Below are 18,817 nucleotides of genomic sequence, written 5' to 3' on the forward strand. Positions count from 1 at the left end.
GGGCGGACCTATGGAAGGACCGGAGTGACGACCTGGGAGTACATGACGACGCCGCTGATCGTGCACAACACGACCGCGATCCTCAACAACTGGGGGGCGCAGGGCTGGGAGCTCGTGCAGATCGTGCAGGGACCGGAGGGCGGCCTCGTCGCCTACCTCAAGCGTCCCGCCGGCGGCGCCTGATGGGCGCCGTCGAGGAGCGCCTCACGACGCTCGGCCTCGAGCTGCCGGAGCCGGTCGCGCCCGTGGCCGCCTACGTGCCCGCAGTCGCCACCGGGAACCTCCTCTGGATCTCCGGTCAGGTGCCGTTCGTGGACGGGACCCCGGCCGAGACGGGCAAGGTCGGCGAGGGCGACGGTCTCGTCTCCCCGGCGCGCGCCCGCGAATGCGCGGCGATCTGCGCGCTGAACGCGCTCGCGGCGGCGAAGGCGGAGCTCGGCGACCTCGACCGCGTCACCCGGGTCGTGAAGCTGGTCGGGTTCGTCGCCTCGTCGCCCGACTTCACCGGGCAGCCCGGGGTCGTGAACGGCGCGTCCGAGCTCCTCGGCGACGTGTTCGGCGAGCAGGGCCGGCACGCGCGGTCCGCGGTCGGCGTCGCGGCCCTTCCGCTCGACGTGCCCGTCGAGGTGGAGCTCGTCCTCGAGTTCGCCTGACGCCGCCTCCCGCCGGGGCGGTCAGGACGTGTGCGGGGTGACCGCCGCGCCCTCCAGGCCCTGATCCGCGGTCGTTCCCTTGCGCTCAACAGGCAGAACCTCGTCCAGCAGGAGAAACCGGCCCTCTTCTTACTGCTGAAGCCGCATCCCGCCTGTTGAGCGAGAGGGAACGGAACGCCCGTCAGTGGCGGACGCGGTCCGCGATGGCCTTCATCACCGTGGCGTCCGTGAGGGTCGTGGTGTCGCCCAGCTCGCGTCCCTCGGCCGCGTCGCGGAGGAGCCGGCGCATGATCTTGCCCGACCGCGTCTTCGGCAGCTCGTTCACGAGGAACAGCTCCCGGGGCCGGGCGATCGGGCCGATGCTGCTCGCGACGTGCGCCCGCAGCTCGTCGACGCCGCCCTCGCGAGCGGCCTCGTCCGCGTGACGGGCGCGCGGGATCACGAACGCGACCACGGCCTGACCGGTCGTCTCGTCGCTCGCCCCCACGACCGCGGCCTCCGCGACCCACGGATGCGAGACGAGGGCGGACTCGATCTCGGCGGTCGAGAGTCGGTGACCGGCGACGTTCATCACGTCGTCCACCCGGCCGAGGAGCCAGATGTCCCCGTCGTGGTCGCGGCGCGCGCCGTCACCCGCGAAGTAGACGGGCCCGCTGGGACCGTCGGAGAACCGCGACCAGTAGGTTTCGTGGAAGCGGTGCGGGTCGCCCCAGATGCCGCGCAGCATGCTCGGCCATGGCTCGGGGATCGCGAGGAGGCCGCTCTCGTTCCGGCCGACCGGCGCCCCGGTGTCGTCCAGCACGTCGACCACGATGCCGGGCAGGGGCACCTGCGCCGAGCCGGGCTTTGCGGCCGTCACGCCGGGGAGTGGGCTGACCATGATGGCGCCGGTCTCCGTCTGCCACCAGGTGTCGACGACCGGTGTCCGCCCGCCGCCGATGACCTCCCGGTACCAGAGCCACGCCTCGGGATTGATGGGCTCTCCGACCGACCCGAGCAGCCGGAGCGACGAGAGGTCGTACTGCTGAGGGATCTCGCGCCCGGCCTTCATGAAGGACCGGATCGCGGTGGGCGCGGTGTAGAGCTGCGTGACGCCGTACTTCTCGATGAGCGCCCACCAGCGGCCGGGCTTCGGCGCATCGGGGGTGCCCTCGTAGATGACGCTCGTCGCACCGTTGGCGAGCGGCCCGTACACGACGTAGGTGTGACCGGTGACCCAGCCGACATCGGCGGTGCACCAGTAGACGTCCCGGTCGGGGTGGAGGTCGAACACGTTGCGGTGCGTGTAAGCGCTCTGCGTCAGGTACCCGCCGCTCGTGTGGAAGATGCCCTTCGGCTTCCCGGTCGTCCCCGACGTGTAGAGGATGAAGAGCGGGTTCTCGGCCTCGAAGGGCTGCGCCTCGTGCTCCCAGTCGACCTGCGCGAGCTCCTCGTGCCACCACAGGTCGCGGCCGTCCGTCCACGCGAGCTGCTCGGAGTCGTCCCAGGCGCGCTTGACGACGAGCACCTTCTCGACGGTCGTGCCCCCGCCGGCGAGGGCGGCGTCCACGGCAGGCTTGAGCGGCGAGACCTTGCCGCGGCGCCAGCCGCCGTCGGCCGTGATCACGAGCTTGGCCTCGGCGTCCTCGATCCGGGCGCGCAGGCTCTCGGCGCTGAATCCGCCGAACACCACCGAGTGGACCGCCCCGATGCGCGCGACCGCGAGCATCGCGATGATGGCCTCGGGGATCATCGGCAGATAGATCGCGACGCGATCGCCGGCTTCGACTCCGAGCGCCGTCAGCAGGTTCGCCGCCCGCTTCACCTCGGCGGTCAGCTCGGCGTAGGTGATCCGCCGGGAGTCGCCGGGCTCGCCCTCCCAGAGGAGCGCGACGCGGTCGCCGTGACCCGCGAGGACGTGCCGGTCCAGGCAGTTGTACGCGACGTTCAATCGGCCGTCGCCGAACCAGCGCGCGAACGGGGCATCGGACCAGTCGAGGACCTCCGTGAAGGGGGCGTGCCAGTGCAGCAGGCTCCGCGCCTGGTCCGCCCAGAACCCGAGGCGGTCCGCGGCGGCCCTCGCGTACAGGTCGGCGGTCGCCACGGCCTGCGCCGCGAACTCGGCCGGGGGATCGAAGACGATGTCCTCCGCCCGCACGTCTCCGGCCGACTCCACCATCGCTCACGCTCCCTCGCGCAGTCCCGAACTCTGCGCGAACGAGCCTAGCGATCGTGGCCCGAGGGCGCGTCGTCTGACGAAACTGAGGATTGCCCGAGTGTGGCGCGAAACACCTCTTGCGGCGTGACCCGAACGGGGTACACTGATCGCGTCAAAGCTCCTTTGACACGCAGCGTAAGCGATTCCCCCCAATCCAGCGTTGCTGTGGCCGCACCTGTTCCCCCCAATAGGTGCGGCCCCTTTCGTTAACCGCGAGTTTCCGGTTCCTCCCCAGCGCCGACGCGGTCCCGGCGATCCACTGCAGGGTCGGCGACGGTCCTGGCAGGAGCGGTGATTCGTACCGTTCCCCCATGCAGTGGGCCAGCTCCCCGGACGCCGTCGACCCCGCTCCTGCCGGGGTGGATCCCGCCTCGTCGCCCCCGGTCCGCTTCGTGCCGCTGCGGCCTTCCCCCTCGGCCGTGAACCGGGGTACGGCGCTGACCCCCGGACGGGGGGCGACGCCGATCCCCGCTCGAGCGGGGAAGCGTCGGGACCAGCTGTGGCCCGAGCTGGGCATGCTCGCGGAGTTCGCGGACGAGCGCACGACCGATCTGCTGCTCGTCGGCCCGGACCTGTGGGTCGATCGCGGAGCGGGCCTCCAGCGGCGGGACGACTGGCCCGCCCTCGATGAGGCGTCGCTGCGGGAGCTCGCGGTCCGGCTCGTCGCCCGCGGCGGCCGCCACCTCGACGACGCGACCCCCTGTGTCGACGTCCGGCTCGCCGAGGGCATCCGGGTGCACGCGGTGCTGCCCCCGGTCACCGTGAGCGGGACCGCCGTGTCGATACGGCTTCCCGCCGCTCAGCGCTGGCGCATCCCGGATCTCGTCGAGGCGGGCATGCTGGACGAGCACGGCCGATCGGTTCTGATCCAGGCGGTCCGCGCCCGCCGCAACATCCTGATCACCGGAGGCGCCGGAACGGGCAAGACGACCCTCCTCGGCGCGCTGCTGGCGGAGGTTCCTCCGACCGAGCGGGTCGTCACGATCGAGGACGTGGCGGAGCTCCGCATCGACCACCCGCACGTCGTCGCCCTGGAAGCACGGCAGCCGAACTCGGAGGGAGCGGGCGGGGTCGGGCTCGAGCGCCTCGTCCGCGAGGCTCTGCGGATGCGACCGGACCGGATCGTGCTGGGGGAGTGCCGGGGCTCCGAGGTGCGCGAGTTGCTGGCCGCCCTCAACACAGGTCATGACGGCGGGGCGGGAACGCTGCACGCGAGTCAGCTGGCCGATGTGCCCGCGCGCCTGGAGGCGCTCGGAGCGCTCGCCGGCATGACCCCGGAGGCCCTCGCCCGCCAAGTGGTGAGCGGCATCCACCTGGTCGTCCATCTCGCACGCGTGGAGGGGCGCCGCGCCGTCGTGGGCTTCGGCCGCTTCGCCCTGACCGCGGGATCCGTCCTCACGGTCGAGGCACCGACATGACAGCGGATTCCCTGGACGCCGTGGCGGAGACGGCGGACCGGCTGTCGGCCCTGCTGGCGGCCGGGCTGCCGCCGAGTGCCGCCTGGCAGCACCTTGCGGATGGACAGGCGTCGCCCCTGCTCACCGCAGCCGCACGAGCGGCGGGGGCGGGCGAGCCGGTGGCTCCTGCTCTCGTGGCGGGCAGCAGCGCCGCCCCCGAGGAGGCGCGTGCCGCCTGGCGGGCGCTCGCCGCGGGAGTCGCGGTCGCGGACCGGACGGGAGCGCCCCTCGCGGACGTGCTCGAGCAGCTCGCCGTCACGCTGCGCGACCTCCAGGGCGCCGAGCGGGACGTCCGAGCCGCGCTCACCGGGCCGCGGATGTCTGGTCGGCTCGTCCTCGCCCTGCCCGCGGTCGGCGTCGCCTTCGGGCTCGGGCTCGGCTTCGACCCTCTCGGGGTTCTCCTCGGCACGCCTCTCGGGCTCGCCTGCGCCGCCGCCGGCGCTGTCCTCTACCTCGCCGGCTGGGGATGGACGCGCCGCCTCGTGCGTCGCGCACGCCCATCGTCCGACCTGCCGGGGCTCGAGGCCGAGCTCGTCGCGGTCGCCCTCGCCGCGGGCCTGCCGGTCAGCGCCGCCCGCGCACTCGTGCGCGACCTCGCCGCCGCATGCGGGGTGGCCCTGAGGGACGGTCCCGACATCGACCGCTCCGCCGCGCTCGCCACGAGCGCGGGGGTGCCCGTGGCCTCGCTCCTGCGCTCGGAGGCCCGGCACCGGCGACGACGGGCCGCGAGCGATGCCCGCATCCGGGCCGAGGCGCTCGCGGTCACCCTCCTTCTGCCGCTCGGCGTGTGCCTGCTGCCGTCGTTCATGCTCCTGTCGGTCGCGCCCCTGCTGCTCTCGATCGTCTCCTCCACAGCGCTGCCGCTGTGAGCGCGGCGATTACTTCTTCGGTCATGCCTGACGTTAGAAGGGTCAGCGGGGTGGCGCGGCTGTGGCGACGTCCGGGGCGTCGACGTCCTCGTCGGCCTTTGGCTCGGCGTGCTGGTAGAGCGCCGACAGTCGCCGATACGGTCGCGTGAGGAACGCGGCGAGTGCGATCACCACCAGCGCGAGACCCGCGAATAGGAACACCAGCGCGATCGCGCGTCCCTCTCCTTCGCCGAGCAGCCAGCCCCAGGTCGAGCGGCCATCGGTCGAGTCCATGTAGGGGATGATCGCGAACTGCGCGATCGGCGCGATCAGGAACGACGTGACGGGCGCCGCTGCCGACTCGAAGGCCTGGGCGAAGCCGAAGACGCGGCCCTGACGGCGGAACGTGACCACCTTCTGGATGACCGTCTGCTCGGCCGCCTCGACGACCGGGATCAGGACCATGTAGAGGAGGATCCCGCCCGCGTAGAGCCACCACCAGTCGCGGATCGTGAACAGCGAGCCGAGGACCCCCATCCCGACCACGACGAGCAGCATCGTGCGGATCGGGTTGCGTCCCAGCCCGAACTTGGCGACGAGCGCGCCGCCGATCAGGAAGCCCGTGGAGCTGACCCCGAGCACCAGTCCCCAGATCTCGACGGGGAACAGCTCGAGGCCGTACGGGTCCATCAGCGCCATGTAGACGCCGCCGATGAGGTTGTTCAGCGTCGTGAAGATGATGAGCGCGAACAGGCCGGGCGCCGAACGGATCGCGCTGATGCTGCCGCGGAGGTCGATGGCCGGTGGCCGTCCGCCCTCGCCCTGCGGCTTCTCCTCGGGGATCCGCAGGAACAGGAGGTGGGCGAACGCGACCGCCGTGAGCACGAGGGCGATCACGAGCGTGCCGCCCATCCCCACCGTCCCGATGGCGAGTCCGGAGAACACGCTGGTGACGAGGAACGCGAGCCCCTGCACCGTGCCGACGAGGCCGTTCGCGTTGGCGTGGCGGTCCACGGGCACGAGCAGCGTGACGGTCGTCGAGAGCGCGATGTTCCGCATGTTCTCGATCACCGAGCCGAACAGGATGATGCCCGAGAACAGCCAGAACCAGGGGCCGCCGAGGTCGAGGAGCGCGGCCTCGGGGAACACGACGTAGAGGCCGGCGGCGATGCCGAACGCGGCCAGGGTGACGAGACTCGCGAACAGCATCACCTGGTGCTTGCGGTGCCGGTCCACGATCGTGCCGAACAGGATCGAGAAGAACGCGACGAGCAGCATGTACGCGCCGCCGATGATGCCGGTCGCGAGCACGGAGCGCGTCTCGAGGTACACCCAGAAGGTGAGCGCGAACCACAGGAAGCTCGTCGTGATGTTCGCGATCGCGGTGTTGACGAGCACCTGGACGAACGTGCGCATGCCGCCCGCCTGGGTCACGTGCTCCGGGGTCGACGCCGGGACCGGATTCGACATGGCACCGAGGCTAGGACCGGCCACCGACACGGTGCTACGAGACGCTCCCCTCCTGGGGCGCCGCTCCTGGGGCCGGAGGGGAGGGCGCGAGCCGCATCCGCCCCCTCCTCCCGATCCCGCTCGTTGCCCCCTTCCTCCACGGAGTCTGCTGCAGGCGCCGGCTCAGGAGGCCCGGCCGGAGACAGTGGACCCGTATCGAACGGAAGGATTCTCATGCTGCGCCTCACGCCCCGGCTCCGCTCCCACGATGACGGCTCGGTGACCGCCGAGTACGCCGTCGCCACGATGGCCGCGGTCGGCTTCGCCGGATTGCTCGTCGTGATCCTCCGCTCGGACGAGGTGCGCGGCATCCTCACCGACCTGGTGCGGAATGCGCTGGCCTTCGGCGGGTGACGGCGGAAGCATCGCCGCAGAGCTCGCCGCCGCGATGCCGGCAGTGATCGTCGTCCTCGTGCTCTGCACGGGAGCGCTCCAGTCGCTCGCGCGCCAGGCGGTGCTCGCCGACGTGGCCGCACAGAGCGCTCGCGCGCTGGCACGCGGCGGAAGTCCGCCGGCGCTGCCGTCCGGTGCCGCGCTCTCCGAGCAGCGCGACGACGGGGCCGTCTGCGTCACCGTCCGAGGCTCGTCCCCGGCGCTGGGGCTGCCGCTGACCGCCCGGGCCTGCGCGCTGGACGGCGGACTGTGACCCCCTCCCGAGCGGACGAGGGCTCGGGGTCGGTCCTCGTCCTCGCCGTCGCGGCCGCGACGATGCTCGTCTGCGGTCTGCTCCTACCTCTATATATGGGACTCGCGGCGAAGCGGCAGATCGCGGGCGCCGCGGACGCCGCAGCGCTCGCCGCGGCGGACGGCCTGTCCGGCGCCGTTCCCGGCGTCCCGTGCGAGCTCGCCGGGCAGGTCGCGGCCCTCAACACGGCCGCGGTGGCCTCCTGCGAGGTGGCCGGGACGGAGGTGATCGTGGTCACCGTCGGCGAGGTCCTCGGCCTGCCGGTCCAGGCCGCCGCCCGGGCGGGACCCCCGGGCTGACACGCCGGAACACACCCGGCAATCCCCAGGCAGGGATTAGGTGCCGGATCGGAAGTCGTGTGTATGGTGTGCGTGACGCTCGACCGACCGAGCACCTCCCCATCCCGCCAGGATGGCGTTTCGACCTCTCACCCCCGTTCCGAGGAGGGGATTTCCCGTGCCCGCCAACAAGAAGCTCGTGATCGTCGAGTCGCCGGCCAAGGCGAAGACGATCGCCCAGTACCTGGGCGACGGCTTCGAGGTGATGGCCTCGGTCGGTCACATCCGTGACCTCATCGAGCCGAAGAACCTGCCCGCCGACAAGAAGGTCGGCTCGCTCGGCAAGTTCTCCGTCGACGTCGAGAACGGATTCGAGCCCTACTACGTCGTCTCCGACCAGAAGAAGAAGACGGTCGCCGAGCTGAAGCGCGCGCTCAAGAACGCCGACGAGCTCTACCTCGCCACTGATGAGGACCGCGAGGGCGAGGCGATCGCCTGGCACCTGCTCGAGGAACTGAAGCCGAAGGTCCCCGTCAAGCGCATGGTGTTCCACGAGATCACCAAGGACGCCATCGCCAAGGCGAAGGACAACACCCGGGAGATCGACACGGCTCTCGTCGACGCCCAGGAGACCCGCCGCATCCTCGACCGCCTCTACGGGTACGAGGTGTCGCCGGTCCTCTGGCGCAAGGTCGGGCCCGGGCTGTCCGCCGGCCGCGTCCAGTCCGCGGCCACCCGTCTCGTCGTCGACCGCGAGCGGGAGCGCCTCGCCTTCGTCGCGGCCTCCTACTGGGACCTCACCGCAAGGTTCGCCCCGGTCGGCTCCGAGGACGACTTCGAGGCCCGCCTCGTCCGCCTTGACGGCCAGCGCGTCGCGAGCGGGCGGGACTTCGACGACCGCGGGCAGCTGAAGCCCGGCGCCCGGGTCCTCGACGAGGGGGCCGCCACCGCGCTCGCCGCAGCCCTCCGAAACGACGCGACGATTTCCACTGTGGCCGGAGTCGAGTCGAAGCCGTACACGCGGCGACCGGCGGCCCCGTTCACCACGTCGACGCTCCAGCAGGAGGCGGCGCGCAAGCTGCGGTTCTCGGCCCGGCAGACGATGAGCGTCGCCCAGTCGCTCTACGAGAACGGCTACATCACCTACATGCGCACCGACTCGCCTGCGCTCTCGACGCAGGCGGTCAACGCGGCTCGCGCTCAGGCCGCCGCGCTGTACGGGCCGGAGACCGTGCCCGCGAAGCCCCGCGTCTACACCGGCAAGTCGAAGAACGCGCAGGAGGCCCACGAGGCCATCCGCCCCTCGGGTGAGACGTTCCGCACTCCGCAGCAGCTGACCGGCGAGCTCCGCGGCAACGAGCTGCGCCTGTACGAGCTGATCTGGAAGCGCACGGTCGCGTCCCAGATGGAGGACGCCCGCGGCTCGACCGCGACCGTCACGATCGAGTCGCGCCCGGCGAGCACGGACACGGTCGCCGTCTTCTCGGCGAGCGGCACCGTGATCACCTTCCGCGGCTTCCTGCAGGCCTACGAGGAGGGTCGCGACGAGGAGCGCAACGCGGAAAAGGAGCCCGCGGAGGCGAAGCTCCCGCCGCTGTCGGAGGGCCAGGCCCTCGGCGTGACGGACGCGGAGGCGAAGGGGCACGAGACGTCGCCGCCCCCGCGGTACACCGAGGCGAGCCTCGTCAAGGCGCTCGAGCAGCTCGGGATCGGCCGGCCCTCGACCTACGCGTCGATCATCTCCACCATCATCGACCGCGGCTACGTCACTCCTCGAGGCACCGCCCTCGTGCCGAGCTGGACCGCGTTCTCGGTCGTGAAGCTGCTCGAGGACTTCTTCGGGGACCTCGTGGAGTACGACTTCACCGCCGCCATGGAGGACGACCTCGACCGCATCGCGGGCGGTGAGGAGGACCGCGTCGGCTGGCTGCAGGGGTTCTACTTCGGCAACGACGGCCACCGCGGCCTTCGCTCGGTCGTGGACAACCTCGGCGACATCGATGCCCGCTCGGTGAACTCCGTGCGCATCGCGGACGACATCACCCTCCGGATCGGCAAGTACGGCCCCTACCTCGAGGTGCAGGACCCGGACGCCGCGCCGGACGCGACTCCGCGCCGGGTCAACCTGCCGCCGGATCTCGCTCCCGACGAGCTGACCGAGGCCAAGGCGCGCGAGCTCATCGACGCCCCGGTGCAGACGGACCGGGTCATCGGGATCAACCCGGACAACGGCAAGCAGGTCGTCGCGAAGGACGGCCGCTACGGCCCCTACGTCACCGAGGTCGACCCTGAGAGCGACGAGGAGGACACTGCGGCGGCGGCCAAGAAGAAGGCCCCGAAGCCCCGCACGGCGTCGCTCTTCAAGTCGATGGACCTCGCGGAGATCGACCTCCCGACCGCACTGAAACTGCTCGACCTGCCCCGCGTCGTCGGCACCGACCCCGAGTCGGGCGAGGAGATCACAGCGCAGAACGGGCGCTACGGTCCCTACATCAAGAAGGGGAACGACACCCGGACGTTGCCGAGCGAGGACGCCATCTTCGAGATCGACCTCGACGGAGCCGTCGAGCTGTTCGCGCAGCCCAAATACGGGGCCCGCAAGGCGTCGTCCGCTCTCAAGGAGTTCGACGCGGATCCGGAGAGCGGCAAGCCGATCCGAATCAAGGAGGGCCGCTTCGGCGCCTACGTGACCGACGGCGTCACGAACGCGACCATCCCGCGCGGCGAGACGATCGAGGAGATCGACTTCCCCCGGGCGGTCCAGCTGCTCGCGGACAAGCGGGCCAAGGGTCCCGCGAAGCCGAAGGCCACGCGGGCGAAGGGGACGACGGGACGGCGCAAGGCCGCCGCCTCCTCGTGACCGCCCTCTTCCTGACCTTCGAGGGCGGCGACGGGGCGGGGAAGTCGACGCAGGCCGAGCTGCTCGAGACCTGGCTGCGCGAGCGGGGCGAGACGGTGCTGCGGACTCGTGAGCCGGGCGGCAGCGATCTCGGGCTGGAGCTGCGGGACATCATCCTGCACCGGAAGGGCCACATCGCCCCTCGCGCCGAGGCCCTGCTCTACGCGGCCGATCGCGCCCACCACATCGCGACCGTGGTCCGACCGGCGCTGGAGCGCGGCGAGGTCGTCGTCCAGGACCGGTACCTGGACTCCTCGGTCGCCTACCAGGGCGCCGGGCGGACGCTGAACCCGGCCGAGATCCGTTCCCTCTCGCTCTGGGCGGCCGAGGGGCTGCTCCCCGATGTCACCGTGCTGCTCGACCTCGACGAGTCGGAGGGCCGCCGGCGTCTCGACGCGACCCGCACCCGGTACGACCGGCTGGAGGCGGAGGAGGCCGCGTTCCATCAGCGGGTCCGCGAGGCGTACCTGGAGCTGGCGGACGCCGAGCCCGAGCGCTTCCTCGTCCTCGACGCCCGGCGGCCGCGCGAGGAGATCGCGGCCGCCATCCGGGACCGGGTGGAGGAGCTGATCCAGGGATGACTCCGGGGCTCTGGAGCGGACTCACCGGGCAGGACGAGGCGATCGAGGTCGTCCGGTCCGCGGCTGAGGCCGCCCACTCCGGCACCGGCTCGCCCAGCGGCATGACGCACTCCTGGCTCATCACCGGCCCGCCCGGGTCCGGCCGGTCCAACCTCGCCTACGCGTTCGCGACGGCGCTCCTCGGCGACGGGTCGCCGGAGGGCGACGCGGCCACGCGGCGGCAGGTGGAGGCGCGCACGCATCCGGACCTCGCGGTGCTCCGGACCGACCGCGTCATCATCTCGATGGACGAGGTGCGCTCGCTCGTCTCATCGTCGCAGTACTCGCCGTCGGTGTCCCGCTACCGCGTCATGGTGATCGAGGACGCCGACCGCATGACGGAGCGGACGTCGAATCTCCTGCTCAAGGCGCTCGAGGAGCCGCCGCCGCGGACGGTCTGGATCCTCTGCGCTCCCAGTGAGGCCGACCTCCTGCCGACGATCCGGTCCCGCGTCCGGACCGTGCGACTGCGGATCCCGAGCACGACCGACGTGGCCCGGCTCATCCAGGAGCGGGACGGCGTGGGATGGGACCTTGCCCTGCAGGCCGCGCAGGAGGCGCAGAGCCACATCGGGATGGCGCACCGGCTCGCCACCGATGGGAACGCGCGCGCCCGCCGTGCCGAGACCCTGCAGCTCGTCGTCGGCCTGAGCGGTGTGTCCGCAGCGGTGAAGGGCGCCGCCCGGCTGCTCGAGATCGCGGGCGAGGACGCCGCGGCGATCACCGAGCAGCGCGATGCGGAGGAGCGGGAGGCGACTCTCCGCTCGCTCGGTGTCGAGCCCGGCGGCGCGATCCCGCCCGCCCTGCGGAGCCAGCTGCGGCAGCTCGAGGACGACCAGAAGCGGCGCGCGACGCGCAGCCTGCGCGACGGCATCGACCGCATCCTCCTGGACCTGCTCTCCCTGTACCGCGACATCCTGCTGGTTCAGCTCGACGCCTCCGTCGAGCCCGTGAACGCCGCCGCCTCCGACGAGGTGAGCCGGGTGGCCGCCGCCACGGATGCCGCCGCGACGCTGGCCGCCATCGACGCGATCACCACCGCCCGCCGGCGGATCGAGGCCAACGTCCCGCCCGCCCTCGCCCTCGAGGCGATGCTCATCGCCACTCTCCGCAAGGCGGTCCCGTGAAGTCCCTCCGTCTCCTCGCCGCCGCGGCGGTCGCCCTCCTCGCCGTGCCGCTCGCCGGTTGCATCCCACAGCCGGGCGCCACTTCGACCCCCACCGCCGAGGAGGTCGAGGCCCGGTACGAGCGGTACTACACGCAGGTGCTGACCTGGGAGGACTGCGGCAACGAGATGCAGTGCGCGACCGCGTTCGCGCCGCTGGATTGGTCGGCGCCGGACGAGGTCGACGACATCGAGCTCGCCCTGGTGCGGCACCGGGCGACGGGGGAGCGAGAGGGCTCGCTGTTCGTCAATCCGGGCGGCCCCGGCGCCTCCGGTTTCGACTTCGTCTACGACAGCGTCGACTTCGCGGTCAGCGACGAGCTGCAGAGGCGCTTCGACGTCATCGGCTGGGATCCCCGAGGGGTTGGGCGCTCCTCCGCGGTTGACTGCTACTCCGATCAGGAGCTCGACGAGTTCCTGTTCGGGGTGCCGGCCGCTCCGGTCGGATCCGAGGAGTACGTGCAGGAGGTCACCGCCTCCGCGAAGGACTTCGCCGACGCGTGCGCCGAGCGCACCGGGGAGCTGCTGCAGTTCATCGACACCGCGAGCACCGTCCGCGATCTCGACATGCTCCGGGCGGTCGTCGGCGATTCCGCGCTCAACTACATCGGCTACTCGTATGGGAGCGACATCGGGGCGCAGTATGCGGACCGGTTCGCCGGCAAGGTGGGACGGGTCGTGCTCGACGGCGCCACCGATCCCACCGTCAGCCTGTTCGAGGTCGACCTGGCTCAGACTCAGGCGTTCGGCGACGCGCTCCGCGCCTACCTCACGGACTGCCTCGGCTCCTCCGCGTGTCCCTTCCGGGGCGGCGTCGACGACGCCATCGTCCAGATCCGCGAGATCCTCGACCGGCTCGACGAGGCCCCGCTGCGCGCCGAGGACGGGCGCCGCCTGAACAGCGCCTACCTGGGAACCGCGATCAACATGGCCCTCTACGACGAGGGGACCTGGCAGTACCTGACGCAGGCCTTCACCGAGATCCAGCAGGGGCGGAGCGAGACGGCCTTCCTCCTGGCCGACGCGTACGTCGACCGCGACGAGGAGGGCCGGTACGCGTCGAACATCATGGAGGCGTTCCTCGCGATCACCTGCATCGACTACCCGGTGGAGACGGACCCGGCGGAGCTCGCGCGACAGCGGGACCTCCTCGCCGAGGTGGACCCGCTCGCGGAGCCGGAGGACCTCGACGCGCTCGGCAACGTCGTCTGCCAGCAGTGGCCGTACTCCTTCGAGGGCGAGATCGGGCCGGTGACGGCCGAGGGGTCGGCGCCGATCCTGGTGGTCGGCACAACAGGAGACCCGGCCACGCCGTACGAGTGGGCGGAGTCGCTCGTCGGGCAGCTCGAGAGCGGGGTGCTGCTCACCTACGTGGGCGAGGGGCACATCGCGTACGACGAGGGCGACCCGTGCATCGTGGGCGCGGTGGACGAGTACCTGATCAACGGCACGGTGCCGCAGGACGGGCTCGTCTGCGACCGCGCCTGACCCTCCCCGCGTCGTCGAGTGGGAGCATGCGCCCGGATCGACTAACATGGTGAGCCGCCGGTGTTCGCGCCGGTGCGCCGCCCTAGCTCAGTCGGCAGAGCGATTCACTCGTAATGAATAGGTCAGGGGTTCGATTCCCCTGGGCGGCTCCGAAATGCGTGGCCATCGACCACTTCTCCCAGTCCGGACGGACGGAGATCTGAGTCGCTGAGCACTCAGGCACCTCCGATCGACGTTCGGTCGGTCGCCTGACCCTCCTCGGGACGGCTCCCACAACACGTAGGCATGGGGAGCGAATGGACCGCTGACGGCCCGGAGCGCCTGCTCACCCACGCGAAGTCGCCGACGGCCTCGGGGCGGCACCACGCAGCCGTCAGAACATTCCGGAGCGGAGAGCGCTCTCGAGACCACGGGTCGAACGGTCGACCGTTGAACGGGAGGTACTCAGCGCGATCGCACTGCCTACGCACCGTCCGGATCGGAAAGCTCCCCGCGGCGCCGCAGCTCCGGAGGCTCCGGCACGAGACGGAGTCCTGCGGACGAGTTCGCTGAATCCATCAGATCCTCGATCCACTCGCGGTTGATGGCCGCCAGCCGACCGCCCTGGAACTTGAACACGATGGGGATGGACGGATGGAGCCACACCACCGAGCGGCCGTTGCCGACCGAGGAGTCGTCTCGCCAGGAGAAGTAGAACGACTCGTGCCTGCGCAGCTTCGCCCCGATGACGATCTGGAGATGGGTGAGAACTCGATCGTCGAAGTCGACGACGAGTGTCGAGTCATAGGTGAACTTGCCCATCTTCCCGTTCCGTTCGGCTCTCCACTCGTGCCACCGTCGACCGTCCGTCAACCGGCACTGCTCAGTCGAGATGCAGGCCCGGGTCCGGCCAGCCGTGCGGATCAGGGCGTGGACTGGGCGGAGTGAGCAGGAGGGCGACGCTCTCTTCGGTCGTCCTCGTGAAGTGCGCCTCTCCCCGTCCCAGGAAGGGCGAGTCGAGAGCCTCCGACGCCAACTGGCTCGTCGGGGTCAGCAGAAGGCTGACGCCTCCCACCTCGCCGTCACCGCGGATGAGGGGCACGTCGACCACGGCCGTCCGATTCGCGGCGACGAGCTCCCGGGCGTATCCGAGGAGAGAGGAGGCGACTGCGTCGCTGGTGACGAACGAACTGCCGGCGCAGTACGAGATCCGTTGCATCGCAGGGCCTTCCCGGGGTGTCCGAATGGAACCGACCGATCCGGGATGGGAAGAGCCGACGCTTCACGGTACGCCCGGGGGAGCGGACACGGCACCGCATTGACTTCGCTTGCTCGGTCTGTAGGCCGAGCTCCGGTGTACCGACAGGGATCCCTCCCGGTTCGTCGTCGTCGTTCGCGATCGAGCGTGAGCGGATGCCGCGGCCAGCCCGCGCATGCGACAGGAGGGAAGCCGGATGCGTCTGCTATTCACACTGCCTGACGGTGACGGTTTCGACGGGAAGCGCTATCCCAACCCGGTGGCCGAACAGCTCGCTCGTCTGCTTCCGCTCGAGCTGGCCTTCTCCCACTTCATCGGCGTCGAGAAGGTGGCGCGCCTGTCTTTCGCTCCTGCATGGAGAGCATGCCGGGCAGCGACGGTCCGGCCCCGGGCGGAATCGCTCCTCGGGCCGCGACGGTCCCGCCCGCGGCTACACTCAGCCGGTGATTCCTGCGCTCCCCGACGATCTCCGCCTGTTCCTGCAGGAGCCGAACTCCGCCGTGATGGCGACTCTGGCCAGGGACGGCCGCCCCGTGACGGTGGCCACCTGGTTCCGTCTCGAGAACGAGCGGACGGTCCTCCTCAATCTGGACGCCGAGCGAGTCCGTCTGGCTCACCTGCGGCGCGATCCGAGGTCTGCCCTCACCGTGCTCGACGGCAGCGACTGGTACAGCCACGTCAGCCTCCAGCTGCTCGTGACGTCGATCACCGACGACGCGCACCTGGCCGACATCGACTCACTCGCCCTGCACTACACCGGGGCCCGATACTCCAACCGGCACCGGCCTCGCGTGAGCGTGCGAGCGGACATCGTCCGCTGGCACGGCTGGGGCGGCTTCGCCCCGGAGCGGAGACCGACCTCGTCCTAGCCGCCGCTGATCAGGGGCGGCGGCCGTAGGAGATGGGATCGACGGGCTGCTCCCGTCGGGGAAGTCCGGCGACCACGAGACGGTAGGAGTTGATCACCAGCTCGTGCACGAGGTCCTCGCTGACCGCACCGCCCGCCCGCACGGTGATCCAGTGCTTCTTGTTCATGTGATAACCGGGGGTGATCTGGGGGTACGTGTGCCGAAGCGCTTGGCCGTCCTCGGGGTCCGCCTTCAGGATGACGATCGGCTCGCCCGTGACCTCGGTCAGCAGCATGAACACCCGGTCCTTGACCTTGAACACCTCCCACTCCGTCCCGAAGGGGTGCGTGAGGACCGCTGCGGGAAGCTGTTCCGCCACGTTCTGCGAGATTGCGTGCAAGCTTCTCCCGTCCATCGGGAACATCCTCGCGCGTCCGTCCGGATCACGCCGGTGCCCCCTCCCATCCCTCACGGCACCGAGACCAAGCGTCGCTCGCGCACAGCCCGCGCGAGTCAGGTGGCGCAGGGCAAGCCCTATCTCCAGGGGGCGCGCGCCGACGAAGCTTGAAGGATGCGGGTCGTCTCGTACGCGGATCAACAGCTGGTCACAAGCGATGGTGTCGCGGAAGGGGTCCTGAGCTACTCGATGGCGCTGGCGCGATCCGAGACCAGCGATGTCGTCCGAATTCCCGTTCTCGTGGACGGCAGACCGACGTGGGCGGAGATCATCATCGGCCCCGCAAGTCAGATCACGACCATCGAGTTGGACGACGAGGACGCGCATCTCGACGATGAGGAGACGGTCCGGGAGCTCCGGCAACGGCGCGAGGCCCTGCAGCGGAGGCCTGCTCCGGTCAGTCCGGATCCCGATCCCATCGAGGACGACGATCCGTTTCAGGATCTGGGTCTGGACTGATCAGGCCCGGTACTCCCCGATGCTCGCGCCGACCGCGATGCCGACCTGGATCTTCGGACCCGGTCCTGCGCCCTCGGGGCGCTCCCCGGCCAGCACCGCCGCGACGTCCTCGAGGCCGACCGTGGCGGCGATGAGGGGACGAGGGTCGACGGCTCCGCTCGCGTAGGCCTCGATCGTCCCGGTGAGGCCGGGCGAGGCGCTGAGGATGCCGACCGCAGTGACGTCCTTGAGGGCGAGGATGCGGGTGTCGATCAGGCTCGGACTGCCGGCCAGGCCGACGTAGACGACGCGCTTGCCCGGCTCGACGAGGTCGAGTGCCTTCGCGGGGAGGTGCTCGGCGTTGGAGGCCTCGATCACCGCGTCCCACGGCAGGTCGGGCAGATCCTCCTCGGTCCAGACGCAATCGAAGCCGAGGCTTCGTGCGAAGGCGAGAGAGCGCTCGCTGCGTCCCATCAGGTGAACCTCGGCGCCCGCGGCCTTCGCGAACAGTGCGGCGAGGAGGCCGATCGTCCCGGGGCCGAGCACGAGAGCCCGGTCGCCGGGGGAGAGGTTCGCGCCCTGGACCGAGCGGAGCGCGTTGCCGCCCGGCTCGACGAGCGCGCCGAGGGGATCGTCCACGCTGTCGGGCAGCTCCCGGAGTGAGGCGGCGGGAACCGCGACCTTCTCCGCGAGGGCGCCGGGCCGGCCGTCGCGGATGCCGAGCTCGCCGCGGAACTCGCAGACGTGCTGATAGCCGCTGCGGCAGCGGCGGCAGACGCCGCAGCCGAGCATCGTGTCGCCGGTCACGCGCCGGCCGAGCCAGCGCCGGTCGACGCCGTCCCCGAGTGCGGACACCGTTCCCATCCACTCGTGGCCGATGCGGATCGGGAAGGTCGTGACGCCCTCCTCGATGTACTGCATCTCGCCGGTGTAGAGCTCGACGTCGGTGCCGCACACGCCTGCTCGGTGCACGTCGACGACGACCTCGCCGGGTCCGGCGGCGGGCGGCTCGACCTCCTGAATCCCGGCCTGGCCGGGCCCGGTGATGACGAACGCCTTCATCGCGGCGCCAGGACGTTCTGCCGCTGCCGGCCGAGGCCCTCGATCCCGAGCTCGATGACGTCGCCGGGCTGGAGCCAGATCGGCGGCCGGAATCCCATGCCCACACCGGGGGGAGTGCCGGTGTTGATGAGATCCCCGGGCTCCAGGACGAGGAACTGGCTGAGGTAGTGCACGATGAAGTACGGATCGAAGATCATCGTCGAGGTCGACCCGGTCTGCCGGCGCACGCCGTTCACGTCGAGCCACATGTCGAGGGCGAGGACGTCCTCGATCTCGTCCGGGGTGACCAGCCAGGGGCCCGCCGGGTTGAACGTCTCCGCCGACTTGCCCTTCGACCACTGCCCGCCGCGCTCGATCTGGAAGGCGCGCTCGCTGACGTCGTTGACCACGACGAAACCGGCGATCGACTGCCGGGCCTCCTCGACCGAGTCGAGGTAGCTGGTGCGCTGCCCGATCACGATGCCGAGCTCGACCTCCCAGTCCGGCTTCGTGGAGCCGCGGGGGATGCGGACGTCGTCGTTCGGCCCGATGAGCGTGTTGGGCGACTTGGTGAAGAGGATCGGCTCCGTCGGAACGGCCTGGCCGGTCTCGGCCGCGTGATCGCTGTAGTTGAGGCCGATGCAGAGGATCTGGTGCGGGCGGGCGATTGGGGCGCCGACGCGCTCGCCGCCGAGCGAGCGGACGGCCGCCGGGTCGGCGGCACGCTCCGCCACGATCGGAAGGATCCGGTCGAGGCCGCCCGATCCGAAGAAGCGCTCGTCGAAATCGTCCGCCACGTCGGAGAGGTCGACATAGGAGTCCTCGCCCGCGAGGGCGGCGGGTCTCTCCCTGCCGACGGGACCGATGCGCAGCAGTTTCATGGAAGTCCTCGATGTTCGACGTGTGGTGGAGAGGGCAGTTTCTCTCGGACGAGCTGCGAGACGGGAGGCATTGCGGTGCCCTTTGCCCGGCTCGCGGCGCACCCATTTCCAGCGCC

19 protein-coding genes, 1 tRNA gene and 2 pseudogenes are annotated in these 18,817 nt (G+C 70.9%); 15 read left to right on the forward strand and 7 right to left on the reverse strand.

All coding sequences use genetic code 11. The annotated features are described in order from the left end of the window. Nucleotides 1-24 precede the first annotated feature (24 nt). Nucleotides 25-177 (forward strand): annotated as a pseudogene (locus J3P30_RS07620) (DUF4177 domain-containing protein); the annotation flags it as partial. Between the two features lie 5 nt (nt 178-182). Further along, entirely contained in the window at nt 183-653 is a 471-nt protein-coding gene (locus tag J3P30_RS07625) for a RidA family protein (RefSeq protein WP_210480387.1), read from the forward strand. Nucleotides 654-834: 181 nt separating this feature from the next. On the opposite strand, the gene acs is transcribed toward J3P30_RS07625, so the two are convergent. Beyond that, nucleotides 835-2,811, reverse strand: coding sequence for an acetate--CoA ligase (gene acs, locus J3P30_RS07630; protein ID WP_210480389.1), 1,977 nt, complete (start codon nt 2,809-2,811; stop codon nt 835-837). A gap of 350 nt (nt 2,812-3,161) precedes the next feature. Here acs and J3P30_RS07635 point away from each other — a divergent pair, with 350 nt between their 5' ends. Continuing rightward, nucleotides 3,162-4,268, forward strand: coding sequence for a TadA family conjugal transfer-associated ATPase (locus J3P30_RS07635; RefSeq protein WP_374058543.1), 1,107 nt, complete (start codon nt 3,162-3,164; stop codon nt 4,266-4,268). Further along, the gene (locus J3P30_RS07640) at nt 4,265-5,176 is read left to right on the forward strand and encodes a type II secretion system F family protein (RefSeq protein WP_210480391.1); all 912 of its coding nucleotides are present in this window, start codon (nt 4,265-4,267) and stop codon (nt 5,174-5,176) included. The genes J3P30_RS07635 and J3P30_RS07640 overlap by 4 nt, the downstream gene beginning before the upstream one ends. Nucleotides 5,177-5,218: 42 nt before the next feature. Here J3P30_RS07640 and J3P30_RS07645 read toward each other — a convergent pair whose 3' ends face one another. Beyond that, nucleotides 5,219-6,625 carry an MFS transporter gene (locus J3P30_RS07645; protein ID WP_374058544.1) on the reverse strand — a complete coding sequence of 469 codons (1,407 nt, stop codon included), beginning with the start codon at nt 6,623-6,625 and terminating at the stop codon, nt 5,219-5,221. A gap of 213 nt (nt 6,626-6,838) precedes the next feature. On the opposite strand from J3P30_RS07645, the gene J3P30_RS07650 reads away from it, so the two are divergent. The 8 genes from J3P30_RS07650 (at nt 6,839) to J3P30_RS07685 (ending at nt 13,948) form a co-directional block, all read left to right on the forward strand. Next, complete coding sequence (locus J3P30_RS07650) at nt 6,839-7,018, forward strand: DUF4244 domain-containing protein (protein WP_210480392.1); 180 nt, start codon at nt 6,839-6,841, stop codon at nt 7,016-7,018. Further along, nucleotides 6,996-7,310: a hypothetical protein gene (locus tag J3P30_RS07655; protein ID WP_210480393.1), complete on the forward strand. Its 315-nt coding sequence runs from the start codon at nt 6,996-6,998 to the stop codon at nt 7,308-7,310. Before J3P30_RS07650 ends, J3P30_RS07655 begins: the two co-directional genes overlap by 23 nt. Further along, on the forward strand, nt 7,307-7,648 hold the full coding sequence (locus J3P30_RS07660; protein WP_210480395.1) for an Rv3654c family TadE-like protein: 342 nt from the start codon (nt 7,307-7,309) through the stop codon (nt 7,646-7,648). The genes J3P30_RS07655 and J3P30_RS07660 overlap by 4 nt, the downstream gene beginning before the upstream one ends. 157 nt (nt 7,649-7,805) lie before the next feature. Continuing rightward, nucleotides 7,806-10,487: a type I DNA topoisomerase gene (gene topA / locus J3P30_RS07665; protein WP_210480397.1), complete on the forward strand. Its 2,682-nt coding sequence runs from the start codon at nt 7,806-7,808 to the stop codon at nt 10,485-10,487. Then, nucleotides 10,484-11,107 (forward strand): dTMP kinase, encoded by a 624-nt coding sequence (gene tmk / locus J3P30_RS07670; RefSeq protein WP_210480399.1) that lies wholly within the window; start codon nt 10,484-10,486, stop codon nt 11,105-11,107. The genes topA and tmk overlap by 4 nt, the downstream gene beginning before the upstream one ends. Beyond that, a complete protein-coding gene (locus J3P30_RS07675) occupies nt 11,104-12,273 on the forward strand; it encodes a DNA polymerase III subunit delta' (protein WP_210480401.1) in 1,170 nt (389 codons plus the stop codon). Before tmk ends, J3P30_RS07675 begins: the two co-directional genes overlap by 4 nt. Continuing rightward, nucleotides 12,270-13,799 (forward strand): alpha/beta hydrolase, encoded by a 1,530-nt coding sequence (locus J3P30_RS07680; RefSeq protein WP_210480403.1) that lies wholly within the window; start codon nt 12,270-12,272, stop codon nt 13,797-13,799. Before J3P30_RS07675 ends, J3P30_RS07680 begins: the two co-directional genes overlap by 4 nt. 76 nt (nt 13,800-13,875) lie before the next feature. Continuing rightward, nucleotides 13,876-13,948 (forward strand) — tRNA-Thr (locus J3P30_RS07685). 313 nt (nt 13,949-14,261) lie between these two features. Here the strand turns inward: J3P30_RS07685 and J3P30_RS07690 are convergent. Both J3P30_RS07690 and J3P30_RS07695 read right to left on the reverse strand, forming a co-directional pair. Further along, nucleotides 14,262-14,600, reverse strand: coding sequence for an ATP-dependent DNA ligase (locus J3P30_RS07690; protein WP_210480409.1), 339 nt, complete (start codon nt 14,598-14,600; stop codon nt 14,262-14,264). A 61-nt stretch (nt 14,601-14,661) separates the two neighbouring features. Then, on the reverse strand, nt 14,662-14,997 hold the full coding sequence (locus J3P30_RS07695; protein WP_210480411.1) for a hypothetical protein: 336 nt from the start codon (nt 14,995-14,997) through the stop codon (nt 14,662-14,664). Between the two features lie 235 nt (nt 14,998-15,232). On the opposite strand from J3P30_RS07695, the pseudogene J3P30_RS15690 reads away from it, so the two are divergent. Continuing rightward, nucleotides 15,233-15,370, forward strand: a pseudogene (locus J3P30_RS15690) (cyclophilin-like fold protein); the annotation flags it as partial. 109 nt (nt 15,371-15,479) lie between these two features. Beyond that, complete coding sequence (locus J3P30_RS15565) at nt 15,480-15,905, forward strand: TIGR03618 family F420-dependent PPOX class oxidoreductase (protein ID WP_307807437.1); 426 nt, start codon at nt 15,480-15,482, stop codon at nt 15,903-15,905. A 10-nt stretch (nt 15,906-15,915) separates the two neighbouring features. Here the strand turns inward: J3P30_RS15565 and J3P30_RS07705 are convergent, their stop codons facing one another. Then, nucleotides 15,916-16,299, reverse strand: a complete 384-nt coding sequence (locus J3P30_RS07705) for an MmcQ/YjbR family DNA-binding protein (protein WP_210480414.1) — start codon at nt 16,297-16,299, stop codon at nt 15,916-15,918. A gap of 156 nt (nt 16,300-16,455) precedes the next feature. On the opposite strand from J3P30_RS07705, the gene J3P30_RS07710 reads away from it, so the two are divergent. Continuing rightward, the gene (locus J3P30_RS07710; protein ID WP_210480416.1) at nt 16,456-16,800 is read left to right on the forward strand and encodes a hypothetical protein; all 345 of its coding nucleotides are present in this window, start codon (nt 16,456-16,458) and stop codon (nt 16,798-16,800) included. Here J3P30_RS07710 and J3P30_RS07715 read toward each other — a convergent pair whose 3' ends face one another. Next, nucleotides 16,801-17,841: a zinc-binding dehydrogenase gene (locus J3P30_RS07715; protein WP_210480418.1), complete on the reverse strand. Its 1,041-nt coding sequence runs from the start codon at nt 17,839-17,841 to the stop codon at nt 16,801-16,803. Further along, nucleotides 17,838-18,701, reverse strand: a complete 864-nt coding sequence (locus J3P30_RS07720; protein ID WP_210480420.1) for a fumarylacetoacetate hydrolase family protein — start codon at nt 18,699-18,701, stop codon at nt 17,838-17,840. The genes J3P30_RS07715 and J3P30_RS07720 overlap by 4 nt, the downstream gene beginning before the upstream one ends. Nucleotides 18,702-18,817: the final 116 nt, after the last annotated feature.

Origin of the sequence: Naasia sp. SYSU D00948, assembly GCF_017916515.1 — a bacterium.
GTDB lineage: Bacteria > Actinomycetota > Actinomycetes > Actinomycetales > Microbacteriaceae > Naasia.